Below are 15,989 nucleotides of genomic sequence, written 5' to 3' on the forward strand. Positions count from 1 at the left end.
ACCTTTTAAATAATGGCTATTCATTTATTTCAAATAAAAAAGCATCGGTAGAGTTTCTGTTTCTGATTAATTCCTTCTTGAAGTAACGGGTGCGATACTTCAAGAAGAAGGTCGCCTTTTTTCTTTTTCCCCAAGAAAGATTGTGAAATTTTGTACTTAAACTATCGGGGCAGGTTAATTGAATAAGAAATTATCTCAAAATCTCAAAATACCCTTATAATAAAATAAAAAAAGCAGGAGTGTAACCTTCTTGATTTGATTTTTTGGGACTTGCTTTTGGGCTCTGGCATTATTCTGGGAGAGTATTGCCACTACAACTGTTAAGAAAAGAGATGTAAATAAATATTTGACTATTTTGGAAATTTATGATAATTTTGATGCATAAAAGAATCAATCGGCAATGGCGCCTGTTTCAATAGCTAATAACGGCTATTGGGCAGGCGTCTTTTGCATTTTTTAGGGGGGATAATATGAATCATAGAACCAAATTAAAAGCTTTGTTTGGCATGATCGTTATTTGCTTGCTTTTGTCTGCTTCCATAGGAGCGTCTGCAAGCGGAAAAGCAGTTTCGACTTCACAAAAAAGAGAGGGCCATTTTATTCAAGTGTTGGATAAAGGGAAATGGGCTCCTGATACCTATAAGGCTGTTCAAAACTTAATTGATAAGAAGGGTGCCGGAAGTCCAGGATACGATCCCAATCGAAAACCTTATGTTGTTTTTGATTGGGATCATACGAGCATTATGAATGATACGGAGGAGGCCCTCTTTCTTTATCAAATTGATCACTTGGCATTTAACATGAAACCGGAAGAGTTTTATGAAGTGATCAAAAAGAATGTGCCGAATGGACCCTTTTCACACGAGCTCAAAAACCTTCAAGGAGCTGCAGTCACTCTCGGGGAAATTGCCGAGGATTTGAAGCGCGATTACGAATATCTTTATTCTAACTATGAAGGGATGAATGGGAAAGAACAGCTAGAAACGCTTCATTCAACTGATCAATTTATAGATTTTAAAGCGAAAATGTACTTCCTGTATGAAGCCATTGGGGAAACATACGGTTTTGAAATCGGATATCCATGGGTGCTTTATTTATTTGCCAACATGTCGACCGAAGAAGTCCAGCAGCTTGCAGAGGCTTCAAATGATTATAATTTGGGGGCGGAAATTGCATCGGTGGCGCTTAAAAGTCCTGAGTCCATGTCAGGGAAAGCCGGTACTGTTCAAGTTACCTATACTACAGGACTGCGTTTGGCCTCGGAAATCGCAAACCTAATGCATACTTTTATGGAAAATGGGATTGATGTTTATGTTATTTCGGCTTCGATGGAAGAGGTGGTGGAGGTATTTTCGTCAAATCCCAAATACGGCTACAACCTTCCAAAGGAAAATGTCTTTGGGATGAGATTAAAAAAGAAAGACGGAATTATTCAAGCAGAATATGATGACAATTGGCCGATCACTGCTCGAGAAGGCAAGGTGGAAGTGATCGAACAAGCCATCTCCAAAAAGCGGGGCGGAAACGGTCCAATATTCGCAGCGGGAGACAGCAGTACAGATTATGAAATGCTGACAGTTAAGAGTTTGAAACTCGGTTTAATCATCAACCGCCTCAAAACAGGTGATATCGGCAAGCTTGCGAAAACAGCTGCAGAACGGATGGGCAAAAACAACCCGAAATATGTTCTCCAAGGAAGAAATGAGAATACAGGTTTATGGATACCGACTGAATACACCATCAAGCTTGGGTCAAATGGAGAAAAATTGTTAGCGAATCCATAAAAAGAGTTAGTCCCAGGTAATTCAGTCAAACTCAGAGAAAAAATAAAGATTAAAGATGACATCTTAGACTCGCTTTTATACATTCAAGTTGCTAAAACATAAACAAAATCAGTGTAAATCATACACCCTTTTCCCATTTAGCGTTTTAGTGGAAACAAGTGCTTAAAAACCAATGATTAGGAAGGCAAAAGGGCAATTAAATAAAAAAGAAGCCATCAAAGGCTGGACAATAACCAAGTAAAGTAGACAGTAAGAAAAAAATAAGATGAACTGTTTTGAAAAAAATGCACAGTTTTCCCCCTTTAGATATGGTTATCTAAAGGGGTATTTTTATAGTGAGAAGGATAAGATCTCTGAAGTTGAAAAATGAATTTAGTCACGATGGAAATTGTTAAAGAATTGTTTTCAGATAGCCAAAATCACAAGGCTGTTATCTTAAAAAGAGGAAAGATTTTTGAAATCAATTTTTTTAAATACTTTCCTGAGTGTATTGATGAAGAGGGCGATATTTGGGAAGAGTTTTGGCAAGAAATTACCCAAACTACGACAATAACTGATACATAACAGAATGCAATTAAACTTGCAAAAAAGGAACTGGGCTTATTGAAGTAACGGGTGTTTTACTTCAACAACGGAGTAAGGAATTTTTTATTGAAGTAACTGGCCGTTTAGTGAAAGATAATATGCTATTATTTACTCAACAAAGTGGTTAGGTTAAGGTGTTAAAATGGGGAAAATAAAATCTTTTTTTAGAAGAGAGGTCTGACGTTTTAAGGAATATAATTTTATTTCTTTTTGGTTTAAGTGCAGGTGTTTATAAATTATTTTTTCAAACTACCCATCGTATCAATTCAATAATAATTGGAACAGTTTTATTGCTAGCTTGTGTTTTAATCATTATTGTTGAAATAATAGAATTCAAAAGGAAAAGCTAAATGAAAGTAAAATTAATCTTAAGCAGTTTCCAAAAAATTTATTAAGCTAACGGGCAGCATTCCTGTAACAAAGAAAAGTTTGTGAAAAAATGTACTTAAACTATAGGGTGCAAGAGTTGAAGAGCTGAGCTGTTGTTGAGGCAGCTTTTTCTTATTGTGCTAAAGTGGCAGGTTAGTGGAAGAATAGAAAAAAAACACAAATGAATTGTACCATTTGTGTTCTTTGGTATTATCCTAAACGGTCACCTTTTTTTACTTTTTGCTGAGGTTCTATAAGAACAACACCTTGTTCTGAATAAACCCCCATCACCAAAACCTCTGAACTATAATCAGCAACTTTCATAGGAAGAAAATTGACTACTCCTAATACTTGCTTACCAACTAGTTCATCTAAACCATAACAATCTGTTATTTGAACACTACTTTGTTTAATCCCTATTTCTTCACCAAAGTCAATTAGCAAAAAAGAAAGCGGCGAGGCCTCCACAGCACTTATAAAATCAGCTTGATTAATTCATCTTTTGCCTGGACTTTGCCCTCCATGACTGGGACTACATCAATATATTGATTGGTATTTGTGATAACAACAGGAGTTTTTACATTAAAGCCTGCAGCCTTAATTTTTTCAATGTCAAATTGAATGAGCATGTCACCCATCTTCACTGTATCCCATTGTTTCACCTGAGAAGTGAAAAATTGACCTTTCAATTTAATTGTATCAACCCCAATACAGATTAATACTTCAGCTCCATCCTCTGATGTAACACCAATGGCATGTTCGGTTGGAAATAGAGTGGTAACAGTTCCGTTAACAGGTGAAATCACTTCGCCGTTTGTAGGTTCAATCGCAATTCCTTTACCTACCGTCTCAGTTGAAAAAAGCGGATCGCTAATTTCGCTTAATGAAACAATTTCTCCGCTTAATGGACTTAAAATGGTTTCTCTCTTTACATTCGCTAGTCCAAATTCTTTCACCGTTTTGGCAGGCAGTGGGTTGCTTTTCCCTTCATATCCAAATCCAAGTGTCAGAACCAAGGCGATAACTAAAGCTGTTAAAGTACCCATTAAATATAGTCCTATTGGTGTATACACTGGAATGGACAAGAAACTTGGGAGAGCAAATGCAATCCCTTTTACTTCAAGTGCCCCATTAATCGCTCCGCCAATTGCTCCGGCTAATGCAACAAAAAGCATCGTTCGTTTGTAACGTACTAGGATACCGTATGTGATGATTTCTGTTGTACCTGCCAAGGCACTAGGAACAAGCCCAGATCCAACTAGCGTTTTCAAATCTTTATCTCTCGCTTTTAAGAAAACCCCAAGTCCCATCCCGATTTGGGCAAATGGTGCAGCAGCCGCCATGGGGCTAATCGGGTCACCGCCGGTTGCCAGATTTGCAATCATGATTGGAACAACTGCCCAGTGCAGACCTAATATGGTCAGAAATGACCATGCAGCACCAATAACTGCTCCTGTTAAGATTCCACTTTTTGAACTTAAAAATTTTATAACCACCGCTATGGCCCCTCCCACATATGTACCAAAAGGACCAAATACTAGTATGGTTAAAGGAACAATCACCATTAATGAAATAAGTGGATTAAGAAACATCTGTAAGTCTTTATAAATTACTTTTTTCAAAAACTTATCTAATACGGTATAAATGAAAACCGCAATTAATATTGGAAAAACGGTTGAAGAATAACTTGCTAATATAACCGGAATCCCTAAGAAATCTACGTTTTGAGCTCCAGCTTTAACTAAGTCTGTATAATGCGGTTCCAAAAGTGCAGCCCCGATCGCACCACCAACATAGCAGTTGGCTCCGAGTTTTAAGGCTAATGTAATCCCGAGAAAAACCGGGAAGAAGTAAAATACAGCATGTCCAGCTGCAGAAAAAATAGCATAGGTTCCGCTCTTAGCAGATAACCATCCTAATGTCGTTAAAATGGATAATAAGGCTGATATTAATCCGGATCCAGCAAGTACCCCTAAAATAGGTGCGAAACTTCCACTGATTGCTCCTAAAATTTTGTTTATGACCGTTTCTTTTTTTTCTATAGAAGCATCACTCGTGTTAATCGCATTCATTTTTTGTTCTCCTTGTTTTAAATTTTACCTTAGTAAAACAATAAGCAGGATTTTTTCTAGCAGGAACTTCATCTTATGATTTCCATTTTCTTATTACTATATTTTTAAAAAATCAATCACTTGGAAAAATGAAGTGTTACTGGGGCTATTTAATGGCATAATATTGACCAAAATTAAAGGGAAGCCCGCAACTTGCTCGGCTTCCCTTCAGTACTACTAAATATCAACTTGATAGGTTTCTTTTGGTTTCAATTAAAATTTTATATAAGAACAGTGCCTGTTACCTCCCGTTACTTAGCCGGTTTGGTATTACTATACAATAAAGTTAGCAAAAATATACAATATAGATTACAAAAACTCATATATTGAAATAAGCCCGCCACTATATTCATACTATTAGAATAAAAAAAGCAGGTTGTGGTATATCAGGAATCCTCATTTGAAAAACTGCTAGAAGATGAGCCTTACTTATAAAACGCATCAACCGCAATATCACCTTTTTCACTTCTTGTACCATACCACTCTATACCATCGTATTCTTTTAATCCTGCACCCTCTAAATTTAACTTTTTCGCTAAAGACTCTGTTATATTTCGAGCCTGCACAGGAGGAACTTGGCGAAAAGTAATCTGAATATCTGGCCTAACTCCGTATTCTTTGACAACAAATTCTTGGAACTCCGATAATGACTTAGAGCTCCCATTTCCAGACCCTTGCCGGGTTGCAATTAAGGTAACAATAACCGATGTAATCGCGATAATCAGGACTGATAATAAAATAACTACGTTTCTATTTAACTCATTCACTTTCGCTAGCATTTATAAACGCCTCCTATTAATCTTTACTATTATTGTATGATGATAGTTTCGAAAAATTAGTAATTTCCTCTACTTCTGTTGTTGTTAATCCCCGGCACTACGAATTTTTAGGAAAAAAAGAGGCAAGCACAATTGCCAGCCTAAAAAATACCGCCCAAGTTTTTTGTCAATTTATTAGACTATGTAATACTAAATAAAGTAAAATTCCACCAAGAAAGAATAGCGGTGTACTTTTAAAGGTTCCCCGATTAATTAAGGGCAATAATAATGTTCCGCTAAGATATAGGAAAATCCCGGCTGTAATAGATAAGCCAATAGCAGCAATTGGTTCTTGAAGACCTTTAAGCCCGGATAATAAAACAGCACTTCCTGCTCCTAACCAAGTAAAAACACCTTGAATGATAAGATAAATAGTTGTTTTTTTACGGCCATTTAGAAAAGCAAGCAAAACTGAACTATAAGAAAGACCCTCGGGGATTTTATGAATAACCAGTGCGATTGAAACAAATAAGCCTAATTTTAAATCTGCAGTATAGCTAATCCCAATGGATAACCCTTCAAAAAAATTGTGAAGCAGCATACCAATTGTTAATCCCGTTACAGGAGTATCATCACTGTTCTCTATTAACTTTTTACCCTTTAATGTTGCTGGCAGAAAGATTAAATACATTAAAAGGAAACCAATTAGAACAAACAAACTGCTATGATCAAGATCTTCTTGTACTTCAGGAATTAAATCCAAAAGCGCAATGGATAATAATAAACCGGCACTAAGAGCAACTAATGACAATAAGGTTTTTTCAGACCAATTTTTCCGCCATAAAACAAGAAATCCACCAAGAATGTAGGCAAGAGATGAGATTAACACAACAAGCAATACCGTTGGAGTCACTTAATCCTCTCCTTTATTGTTCATTCCTCCATATTTATTCACCAAAATGTCAAACGAGTACAAAAACCATAAAAAATAAGGTGACATGGAAGATCACCTTATTTTTGTATGGTTTTTTAATAGAAGCAGCTTGCTCCAACGATGATTAAAAGAATAAACAATACTACAATTAAAACAAATGGACTATAGCCACCATAACCTCCGAAGCCGTAACCATAACCGCCACAACCGCACCAACCGCACATTGTAAACGCACCTCCCTAAGGTTGTTTACTTTATTAATATGCACCAAGTACTGTAAAGGAAATGCTAATGTAACATGTCAGTAAAAAAAGATATTTGTCCAGTACAAAAAGATAAAAAGTTCAGAATCCTAATTCTGAACCTTTTTCCTTTCCAACAACCTTATTTCGGTTTCGGAGAGTTTTATATAAGAACATACTGCAAAATGAGCAAAGAATGGCCAATGCTGCGATAAACACATAACCAGCTTGAAGGCCAATCACATCGTTCCCTCCGCTACTATGACCCCATACACGATTGAAAAGATCGATGATAAAGCCGACTAGCAAGTTTCCGAAAATGCTTGCAATTCCTAAGAGAGTCACTGTAAACGTAATCGCTGTCCCTACTCCTTTTGAGTACTGTTTGGCAAGCAGGGCCATAACGGTGGGATAGATTGGTGCAATCCCAATTCCTGCAATTGCAAAGAGAATGGCCCCTTTTTCACCGCTGAAAATAGCAGCAAAGCTGCATAGACCTGAAAAAGCTGAAAATATCATGATGGATAATATATACCCTATTTTATCTGTGATTGGTCCGACAAACAGCCTTGAAAGGGTAAAAAAAAGGAAAAAGGATGAAAGCATACCTGATGCTTTTTTTAATGACCAATCATAAGCATTTTCTAAATAATAAACAAGCCAGCTTCCAATTGAAAGTTCAGATACCACACCGAACGAAAGGATGGCCACAATCATCCAAGCAATCGGATCTCGAATAAGATTACGATAGGACGTAGTTTTCCCGTCATGTTGATGTTCTTCCGGAAATTTTCCTAACAGCGAGGGAATAACGGGCAAAATGGATAGTGAAAGAATCATCAAATACATCCCACGCCAGCCAAGTTCCCCGCCCATCACATTCCATCCCATCATGGAAGCACCCAAAATGGGAGCCCCTATTGAACTGAGTCCGTAAAAAAAATGGGCAAGATTCATCATTGTCCCTGTCTTCTTGGTAAAGATGCGGGCAGCCATAATACCAAGGCCAATTTCGAGAATGCCGTTCCCCAAATATAATAAAAAATAGGAAAACGATAAGGTTATATACGCTTTAGACAAAAACATGAAAATGCCCGCCAATGCCATCGAAGCAAATGCAAGGATACCAGTCCATTTAATTCCGATCTTAATGGTAAGACTTGATGTGAAGGTGCACGCTAGCAAATATCCTAGAGAATTCAGGGAAAGTAAAACACCCAGTTGCGATTCATGCAGATTGAATTCGGACTGCATGACCGGCAGCGCCGGGCCTTTGATATTTTCCGATAAACCAAAAATAAAAAAGCCTCCGAAAACCACAAATAATAACAGGATCAAATTAACTCTTTGATTCTTCAAAAATTGTAACCTCCGAGGTATTTCAATAAGGATAAGCTCCTTTCTTCACAACATTGTACCACGTACATTAAATAATCAAAGATATGTGTAAAATTATATGCTGTACTTCCTCGTTTTTGCACAAATGCTGAAGACTTATTGAAAATTGATTTTACTTTAAGGTAATGTTTTTCAAAAAAGGTGAATAGGATATGGTAAGTACTCCAATATTCGAATCTTCTTTGGAAGGGGTCGATATTTGATGTGGCAGCTTTGGCTTACAGGTTTAATTGGTATATGGGTATTTTTCTCTCCGTGGGTATACAAATTTACTGACAACACCGGCGCCTTATGGAATAGCATCATTTTTGGAGTCATTCTTCTCATTTTAGCGATTTGGGCAGGAAACAAGGTAAAAAATAATAATCATTGATGGTAAGCAGGATTAATTGGCTTCATATTGGAGTACGGTTCCCTCCTATTGGAGGGTTTTTCTTTTATTATCTGTCCCATCTTTTTTTAATCTTAAAAACCCTGCCAAAGCTGTGGTAAAGAAACATTGTCCATTTCAATTGGTAATTAATGGTTTTTAAGGGCTGATATTTGTTTCTATAAGGAAATAAAAAAACACGCTATAGTATTGGCATATTTTTCTGTTAAACGAATAATCGATAAAATAAAAGAAAAAGCATTAAGAATGCAAAAAAAAAGCACCTTATTAAGGCACTTTTTCCGATCCATTATTTAGAAACTGATGTGAATTCGACTTCAGGTGATGTGACCTTGTCATAAAAATCCACGAATTTATCCCGATCAGGACTACTACGGTACGCCATAGCAACACGAGGATGTTCATTCAAGACCCCGGAAATCATATAAGGAATGATATAGCCCCACTCCCACTTTTGCCGCATTTCCAGCATATGCTTTTCAATGATACCCAGTACAGGCTTAAGTTCATAACTTGTTTTTTGAATGTAGCTTACAAGAAGTTCTGTGTGACAGTTACCAGCTGCACGACCCATGCCATATACAGAAGAATCCAAGAAAGTAACTCCGTTGCTCATTGCCGCAATGGTATTGGCGAATGCTAACTGCATATTATTATGGGTATGAATTCCAAGCTGTTTGTTTGGCACCAATTCTTTAAACTTTTTCACTAGATGCTCGATATCACCAGGATCCAAACTTCCAAAGGAATCAACAATATAGACTACATCTACAGGACTATTTCGCACCAATTCAAATGCTTCAATCAATTGCTTTTCCGGAACATTTGATAAAGCCATAATGTTAAGGGTCGTTTCATATCCCAAATCATGGAACATTTTAACAAGTTCTAAGCCTTTGTCCACTTCACGAATATAGCAAGCAACCCGAATCATGTCTAAAACACTTTGTTCACGTGGCAGGATGTCATTTGGATCTACACGGCCAATATCTACTAAAGCAGATAGCTTTGTGTACTTTTTCTCTGGGATAATTTCTTTCAGAAAGTTATCGTCAAGAAATCTCCATGGATTTGTTTCCGTTGCTTTAAGAAGCTTAGGTGAATTTTTGTAGCCAATCTCCATGTATTCAACACCTGCTTCACTTAGGCCATTATACAAGTCTTGAACAAATTCGACACTGAAATCCCAATTATTAATCAAACCGCCATCGCGAATGGTACAGTCTAAAATTTTACTACGTTGTTCCATGATGCAATCCCCCTGTTTTTCCCTTAACTAAGATTAATTTTTACTTTAATGCTTTTATTTATTAAAATTCTTATTGTGTTTATAACATTTTTCGCTAAATCGTGTCAATGTATTTAACCGAAAATTCAATTTTATAAAATAATTTTTGAAATTAAACCGGTTTCTTAGGATTTCTAAACGATGGCCGCCAATAACACAAATAATATGAAAAGGAACTCTTCCTCAAGTAAGAGTCCCTTTTCATTTTCACTATTTATCTAAATGTCTTGCGCCCAGATATCGAGGTTTCCAATAAGAATTATTCATTTCGGAAATTTCGACTCCTCTTGAGGATCCTGCATGAATGAACTTTCCATTTCCTACATAAATCCCCATATGCGAAGGACCTGATTGATAAGTTTCATAATAAACAAAATCACCAACCGATAAAGTAGATACCGGTTTCATCATATTCCAATACCCCGCTACAGTTTGACGAGAGAAATCTTTTTGCTTGTTCAGTACATAATAAATAAAGCCGCTGCAGTCAAAGCCGCTTGGTATCGTTCCTCCCCATCGGTAAGGAGTTCCAATCACTGATTTTGCATCTCTAATCAATTTTTCTGTATCAAGTGCTTGCACATCGGAACGAGTGGTATCAGTCGTATTAACAGATTCTGTTGAAATATTTCCGCTAACTTTTAGTTTTTGGCCTTGTTTAATAAAGTCAGATTTTAAACCGTTTAATGACTTCAATTGTTTTACGGTCGTACCATATTTTTTCGCGATACTCGATAAAGTTTCGCCTTTTTTTACTGTATATATGTATGAAGTCGTATTGATGCTCGCTTTTGTAATACTTTGTCCATTTACAGGGATATAAAGGTTCTGACCGATAAAGAGTCGATCATTTTTTAATTTATTCGCTGATCTAATTTTAGCAACTGAAATATGGTATTGTTTGGAATACTTTGATAAAGTATCTCCCCTTTTAACCTTGATATTCATGGCCATGGCCGAAGTGCTATATAATGAAGTCCCAAATACTGTAGCTGCTACCAATGTTAAAAGTTTCTTTTTCATTTTCTCCCCCACGTTATCTATATAATCACTTTACCAGTTTACTTACTATTTGGGGAGATTGCTAGATTTTGTCGAAAATTGTTAAGGAAATGAAATAGTTTTGTAATATATTGAAGTCTATTAATAATTTATTAAAATTGAGTAAAGCTTTAAGGTTTCGAAACACAAAAAACCGGAGAGAAAATTACTCTCCGGCAGACACTACGATTTCAAATCCTTGATGTTTAAGATCGCTTTCGTATACCTCAGGCGTTACTATGTAATAGGTTTCGCCACTGTTATTTGAAATAACCAATTCACTTGGACTTTTATCTACTTGGGCTTCAATTAAATTTTCATATGGAGCTCCAAGTAATTCTGTTAGGTTATTAGCCATGATTACACCCCCTATTTCGAGTGATTGTAACAGAATTTTGTGGAAAATGAAAGGTAAAATTAGAATAATATAAATAACCTTGTACAGTAACACCGAATAAAGAAATTATTTATAAGGTCGTACAAAAAAAAACTTTTGCTCTTTCAAAAAATTATATTTTGGGAATGGGATTTCTAGGGGGTCTTTCCACCTATTAGAATATCCAACAGCTTAAGATTTTGGTCCGCAGTCCCTGTGTAATTCTTTAAACCATGTTGTTGTGCCAAATTTGTCCGGTTGGCAAAACTCGAGTCTTCCCCTATATATTTTAGGTAATCAACAATGCTATTACCTTTATATTCTTCTTTACTGCTATTTTTTTGAGAATCCGTTTTTTTAATTTTTTCTCCATTAACCATTGTTAAAAAGTTATTCCAATCGATTCCTTTTTCACCACTACGTAAATATTTGGGACAATTCTTACCACTCCAATGGTGATGCTGGACTACTCTTGATAATGGAATATTTAGTTCATCCATTAGTTTTTTGGTCAACCACGCTGCATTTTCGACGGCCTTTTTAAAGTCCCCATCACTATTGACACAAATTTCAATTGCAATGGATGTCATATTACCCGGACCATCTCCGTCTCCTGCGTGCCATGCTACTTCATCGGTCGGTATAGATTGATAGATGGAATCATCGTCTACTTGGAAATGCCAGGAAGCTTGTCTACTATTACCATTAAATTGAAGATTTGCATGGGCAACATCGTCTGCTCCTCGAGCAGTATTGTCCGTTTCATGGATTGTGATATAATCAGGAGTCATTTTAATGCCTGGGCGAGTAAATGTAATAGAAACAGGAATAAACTTTTGATGAATTTTCATTTCAATATCCCTCCTTGTTCTATATATATGTAATTTTGTGCTTTTTTGGAAAGGCTAAAAACTTAAAAACCCTCAAAATCTCTTTTTTAATAAAAAAAAGATTGAGGATCACCCTCAATCTTTTCTTCTATTATTCCTCCTGTTAATTAGTATAGTTCCTATTTTTCTACCATTTGCTGCTTCGATAACAACGGCCGGTGATTTTCCCACAATACCGTTACTGGCATTCCGAAAAATTCGGTAAGCTGGTCACCAGAAATCATTTCTCGTGTTTCGCCAGCAGCAAATACTTGTCCTTGTTTAAGCAGCAAGGTTTTATTGAAGACAGGTAAAATTTCTTCGACATGGTGGGTGACATAAATCATGGTCGGTGCATCGGGGCTCTGTGAAATGAACTCAATCGATTCCAACAGTTGTTCGCGCGCGATAAAATCCAGTCCGTTTGTTGGTTCATCCAAAATGAGCAGTACTGGCTCTGCCATTAATGCCCGGGCAATGAGGACTCGTTGTTTCTCGCCTTGAGACAATGTTTCATAGTTTCGGTTTGCATACTCAATACATCCAAGATTCACAAGCAGTTGAATCGCTTTTGCGCGAATCGCATCTGTAGGGGTTTCATATAAACCAATAGAGGCAAAAGCCCCACTTAAAACAACCTCAAACGCATTATCACCCGGATGAAATTTTTCCTGTAGAGATGACGATACAAACCCAATTTGTTTGCGAAGCTTTTCACCTAAATACGTCTTTCCAAATTCAAGTCCGAGCACAGTTACCTTTCCCTGAGTTGGGAAATAAAAAGCATTTAATAGTTGAAGAATCGCTGTTTTCCCCGCACCATTTAAGCCAAATAAAACCCAGTGATCTCCCTTTTCAATTTCCCAGTTTATATTTTGCAATATCCAAGAACCATCACGTTTTAATGAAACATTTTCCAGATGTAAAACCATGATTCATACTCCTTTCAAATATAAAGCCTATCTTTATAGTATCAAAGAATGCGAAAATTAAAAAAACACTTTAATTTGAACAGAAAAAAAATTCACATGGATAGCTTTCCATGTGAATACAAGATTATCATTCTTCAAATTGCAAACCACTAAGACTTTTTTGCTTTCGCTTAAAAACCATGATAGATAATAGAACACTTATTTCATAAATAAGAATGAGCGGAATTGCTACAGAAATATGTGAAATGAACTCTGGTGGAGAAATCATAGAAGCAATAATGACCAGAATTAAATACGCATACTTTCTCATTTTAGCAATTCTATATGGATTGACAATCCCCAGTGTTGTTAAAAACATCAAGACAAGCGGCAATTCAAAGGCAAAACCGAACGGCAAAGTCATATTGAGTAAAAAACTAAAATATTTTTCTGCCGTAAATGAGGTAGTCATTAAATCGTTCCCCAAATGGATGAGAAACCGCATTACATTTGGAAAAATAAAAAAGTATCCAAATGCCATTCCTCCAATAAAAAGAAAAAATAAAGCGGGAATATAGGCTAATGCAACTTTTCTTTCAAACGAACTTAATGCGGGTTTAACAAATATCCAAATCTGCCATGCTGCTACAGGAATCGTTCCTGCAACGGCAATAACCGACGCAAGATGAAAATAAATCATAATGATGTCACTTGGCCCTAAAACCATAAGTTTATAACCTAGATTTCCCATAAAAAAAACATAAATCTCTTTAGAATAAACAAGTCCTAACACAAGAAAAATCAGAAAGGCAGCTGCTGAGATAATTAGTCTCTTTCGTAATTCATCCAAATGCTCTACTAGGTTAAGTTCTTTTTCTGCCAAAATTATTCGCCTTCCTCAATTTTTTCGGAATAACACAACTTTTGAATTTACGAAAATTCATTTTTCCTTGCAAACATATATAATCCAAACGTTTTCCTTATCGATAATACAATGCCCAAAATTATCATATTAGAGAATAAGGAACTCCCCCCGTAGGTTAAAAAAGGAAGAGAAATACCTTTAACAGGCATTAAACCGACAACCATGCCGATATTTTGAAAAATTTGGACAGACATACTTAATACGATTCCTGCACAAAAATAGGTACCAAAAATGTTCTCAGATGAATGCCCAATGACAATAATCTTATAGATTAGTAGAAAAAACAATGTGATGACAATGGATGCGATAAAAAATCCACCTTCTTCAGCCACTGTTGCAAAAATAAAATCGGTATGTTTTTCGGGGATATATACTGTTCCATGCATTAACCCTTTTCCGTACATTTCCCCGCTTCCTACTGCCAAAAGGGATCTTTTTGTCTGATAAGCCTGGTCACTATTTCCCGCCGGATCTAACCAACCAACGATCCTTTCCTGCTGGTGCGGCTTCAGCAATGGAACTAATTGTTTATAAATAACATCCGGATGGTACAAATACAAATAAACAAGCACACTCATAATGATTAGAGGGATAATTACAAAGAAAGCGACAAGTTTCTTATTTAATCCAGAAAGGTAAAGCATACTTCCGATTGCAATAAAATATAAAATAACCATTCCAGTATCCGGCTGTTGGTAAACAAATAGTGACGGCGGAAGTGCAACCAATATGACTTTTCCAACAAGCATGAGATCTGTTTTTAATGTTCTGTTTAGAAACTTTGTATTATGTTTGGTGATTAAGCTTGCAACTAAAAGGATCAAGGAAATTTTAAAATATTCGGATGGCTGAATTGAACCCAACACAGGGATGGTAAACCATCTTTTTGCCCCAAGGATTGGATGTGCAATCGAGGTTGGAGAAAATCGCAAGAATATGATAATTAAAAATAATGCAATATAAGATGGCCATGCTAATCTTTCAATCTGATCAATATCAAGCTTGGCAACAAGGAGCAGCAATGTAAACCCAATGAGATAGTTAATCGCCTGTTTTAGTGCAAAATTTTGTGCTCCATACTGGCCTGTTTGCTGACTGCTATAAATAAATATTAAACTTAAAATAAAAAATGCGATTAAGATTAAGAGGATCGTACCATCTAATCTTTTTAAATAATTTGTATCTGTTTTCATATTTTCACCATATATTTTACTTTTTATAAACACTTAATCTATTTATTTTTTCATTGATAGTAAATCCGATGCAAGCTGTACGGCGACAGCATCATCTAAATAACCAATGGGAAAGATATAATCTGGAATGACATCAACAGGTAAGATGAAATATAAAAGTGCACTTCCTATAATTGCTAATTGATGAGATGTAGCTTTCTTTGTGGAAAATTGTTCAAACATTACTTTTAAATGGCTGATAAAAGGACCTATTCCCCCTAATTTTTGAAGCTTCTTCTCAAAGTTCTTTAGGATTGTTTCCTTTCCTTCTTCCGTTTGCGAAAACTGTTCATATTTCGCTAAATGTTTTTCCACACTTTCAATCGTAAATTTTTTATTATATAAATTAGAAGATTCTAGAATTTTCTCGATATTATCCACCGTTGCATAAAGATCATCTGAATAGCTTTTTTCCGGCTTTTGTTCAATAAGGTAACCGGCAGCACAGAATAAATCTGCAAACGGAACCCCAAGACAGTCTGCAAATTTCTTTAAATGTTCAGGTGTGGCTTTTCGTTTACCATTTACAATCCGTGAAATGGTGGCAGTGTCGATTTCAGAAAGCTCACTCAATTTCCTCATGGATAATGACCGTTGTTTTAATAAATCTTTTAACACCATACCAATACTACTATTTTTTCGAACTTCAGACATTTTTTACTCCCCCATTTTTAACCCCATTACAATAATCCCCGTTAAAATGGCCTTAAATCTATTCACTAATATATCCGAGTATTGACAATTGGTCAATCTCTTTATTAAATTTGTCAAATTC

General features: G+C 36.1%; 17 protein-coding genes. 3 read left to right on the top strand and 14 right to left on the bottom strand.

Translation table 11 applies throughout. The annotated features are described in order from the left end of the window. Window positions 1-470: 470 nt before the first annotated feature. On the top strand, window positions 471-1,784 hold the full coding sequence (locus BIV60_RS18950) for an HAD family hydrolase (RefSeq protein WP_071357267.1): 1,314 nt from the start codon (window positions 471-473) through the stop codon (window positions 1,782-1,784). A 366-nt stretch (window positions 1,785-2,150) separates the two neighbouring features. Continuing rightward, on the top strand, window positions 2,151-2,348 hold the full coding sequence (locus BIV60_RS18955; RefSeq protein WP_071357268.1) for a hypothetical protein: 198 nt from the start codon (window positions 2,151-2,153) through the stop codon (window positions 2,346-2,348). A gap of 600 nt (window positions 2,349-2,948) precedes the next feature. Here BIV60_RS18955 and BIV60_RS18960 read toward each other — a convergent pair. The 6 genes from BIV60_RS18960 to BIV60_RS18980 form a co-directional block, all read right to left on the bottom strand. Continuing rightward, window positions 2,949-3,206, bottom strand: coding sequence for a tRNA-binding protein (locus BIV60_RS18960; protein ID WP_256218468.1), 258 nt, complete (start codon window positions 3,204-3,206; stop codon window positions 2,949-2,951). 5 nt (window positions 3,207-3,211) lie between these two features. Then, the gene (locus BIV60_RS18965) at window positions 3,212-4,810 is read right to left on the bottom strand and encodes a glucose PTS transporter subunit IIA (RefSeq protein ID WP_071357270.1); all 1,599 of its coding nucleotides are present in this window, start codon (window positions 4,808-4,810) and stop codon (window positions 3,212-3,214) included. Between the two features lie 464 nt (window positions 4,811-5,274). Beyond that, window positions 5,275-5,628, bottom strand: a complete 354-nt coding sequence (locus BIV60_RS18970) for a hypothetical protein (protein WP_071357271.1) — start codon at window positions 5,626-5,628, stop codon at window positions 5,275-5,277. A 166-nt stretch (window positions 5,629-5,794) separates the two neighbouring features. Next, window positions 5,795-6,520 (bottom strand): ZIP family metal transporter, encoded by a 726-nt coding sequence (locus BIV60_RS18975; protein WP_071357272.1) that lies wholly within the window; start codon window positions 6,518-6,520, stop codon window positions 5,795-5,797. A gap of 116 nt (window positions 6,521-6,636) precedes the next feature. Next, window positions 6,637-6,765 carry a YjcZ family sporulation protein gene (locus BIV60_RS28610; RefSeq protein WP_083402325.1) on the bottom strand — a complete coding sequence of 43 codons (129 nt, stop codon included), beginning with the start codon at window positions 6,763-6,765 and terminating at the stop codon, window positions 6,637-6,639. A gap of 120 nt (window positions 6,766-6,885) precedes the next feature. Further along, window positions 6,886-8,142 carry an MFS transporter gene (locus BIV60_RS18980; protein WP_083402326.1) on the bottom strand — a complete coding sequence of 419 codons (1,257 nt, stop codon included), beginning with the start codon at window positions 8,140-8,142 and terminating at the stop codon, window positions 6,886-6,888. A gap of 241 nt (window positions 8,143-8,383) precedes the next feature. Between BIV60_RS18980 and BIV60_RS28615 the strand changes: the two genes are divergently transcribed. Then, window positions 8,384-8,554: an SPW repeat protein gene (locus BIV60_RS28615; RefSeq protein WP_083402327.1), complete on the top strand. Its 171-nt coding sequence runs from the start codon at window positions 8,384-8,386 to the stop codon at window positions 8,552-8,554. 307 nt (window positions 8,555-8,861) lie between these two features. On the opposite strand, the gene BIV60_RS18985 is transcribed toward BIV60_RS28615, so the two are convergent. The 8 genes from BIV60_RS18985 to BIV60_RS19020 all read right to left on the bottom strand — a co-directional run bounded on the left by BIV60_RS18985 (window position 8,862) and on the right by BIV60_RS19020 (window position 15,868). Next, entirely contained in the window at window positions 8,862-9,821 is a 960-nt protein-coding gene (locus BIV60_RS18985; protein ID WP_071357274.1) for an aldolase catalytic domain-containing protein, read from the bottom strand. 249 nt (window positions 9,822-10,070) lie between these two features. Next, the gene (locus tag BIV60_RS18990) at window positions 10,071-10,883 is read right to left on the bottom strand and encodes a C40 family peptidase (RefSeq protein WP_071357275.1); all 813 of its coding nucleotides are present in this window, start codon (window positions 10,881-10,883) and stop codon (window positions 10,071-10,073) included. Between the two features lie 184 nt (window positions 10,884-11,067). Next, complete coding sequence (locus BIV60_RS18995; protein WP_071357276.1) at window positions 11,068-11,259, bottom strand: hypothetical protein; 192 nt, start codon at window positions 11,257-11,259, stop codon at window positions 11,068-11,070. Window positions 11,260-11,432: 173 nt separating this feature from the next. After that, window positions 11,433-12,128: an N-acetylmuramoyl-L-alanine amidase gene (locus BIV60_RS19000; protein WP_071357277.1), complete on the bottom strand. Its 696-nt coding sequence runs from the start codon at window positions 12,126-12,128 to the stop codon at window positions 11,433-11,435. 158 nt (window positions 12,129-12,286) lie between these two features. Beyond that, the gene (locus BIV60_RS19005; protein WP_071357278.1) at window positions 12,287-13,078 is read right to left on the bottom strand and encodes an ABC transporter ATP-binding protein; all 792 of its coding nucleotides are present in this window, start codon (window positions 13,076-13,078) and stop codon (window positions 12,287-12,289) included. A gap of 127 nt (window positions 13,079-13,205) precedes the next feature. Then, window positions 13,206-13,940 carry a twin-arginine translocase subunit TatC gene (tatC, locus tag BIV60_RS19010; RefSeq protein ID WP_071357279.1) on the bottom strand — a complete coding sequence of 245 codons (735 nt, stop codon included), beginning with the start codon at window positions 13,938-13,940 and terminating at the stop codon, window positions 13,206-13,208. 47 nt (window positions 13,941-13,987) lie between these two features. Further along, complete coding sequence (locus BIV60_RS19015; RefSeq protein ID WP_071357280.1) at window positions 13,988-15,175, bottom strand: FtsW/RodA/SpoVE family cell cycle protein; 1,188 nt, start codon at window positions 15,173-15,175, stop codon at window positions 13,988-13,990. Window positions 15,176-15,217: 42 nt separating this feature from the next. After that, a complete protein-coding gene (locus tag BIV60_RS19020) occupies window positions 15,218-15,868 on the bottom strand; it encodes a helix-turn-helix domain-containing protein (RefSeq protein ID WP_071357281.1) in 651 nt (216 codons plus the stop codon). Window positions 15,869-15,989 lie beyond the last annotated feature (121 nt).

The organism is Bacillus sp. MUM 116 (assembly GCF_001866655.1).
GTDB lineage: Bacteria > Bacillota > Bacilli > Bacillales > Cytobacillaceae > Neobacillus.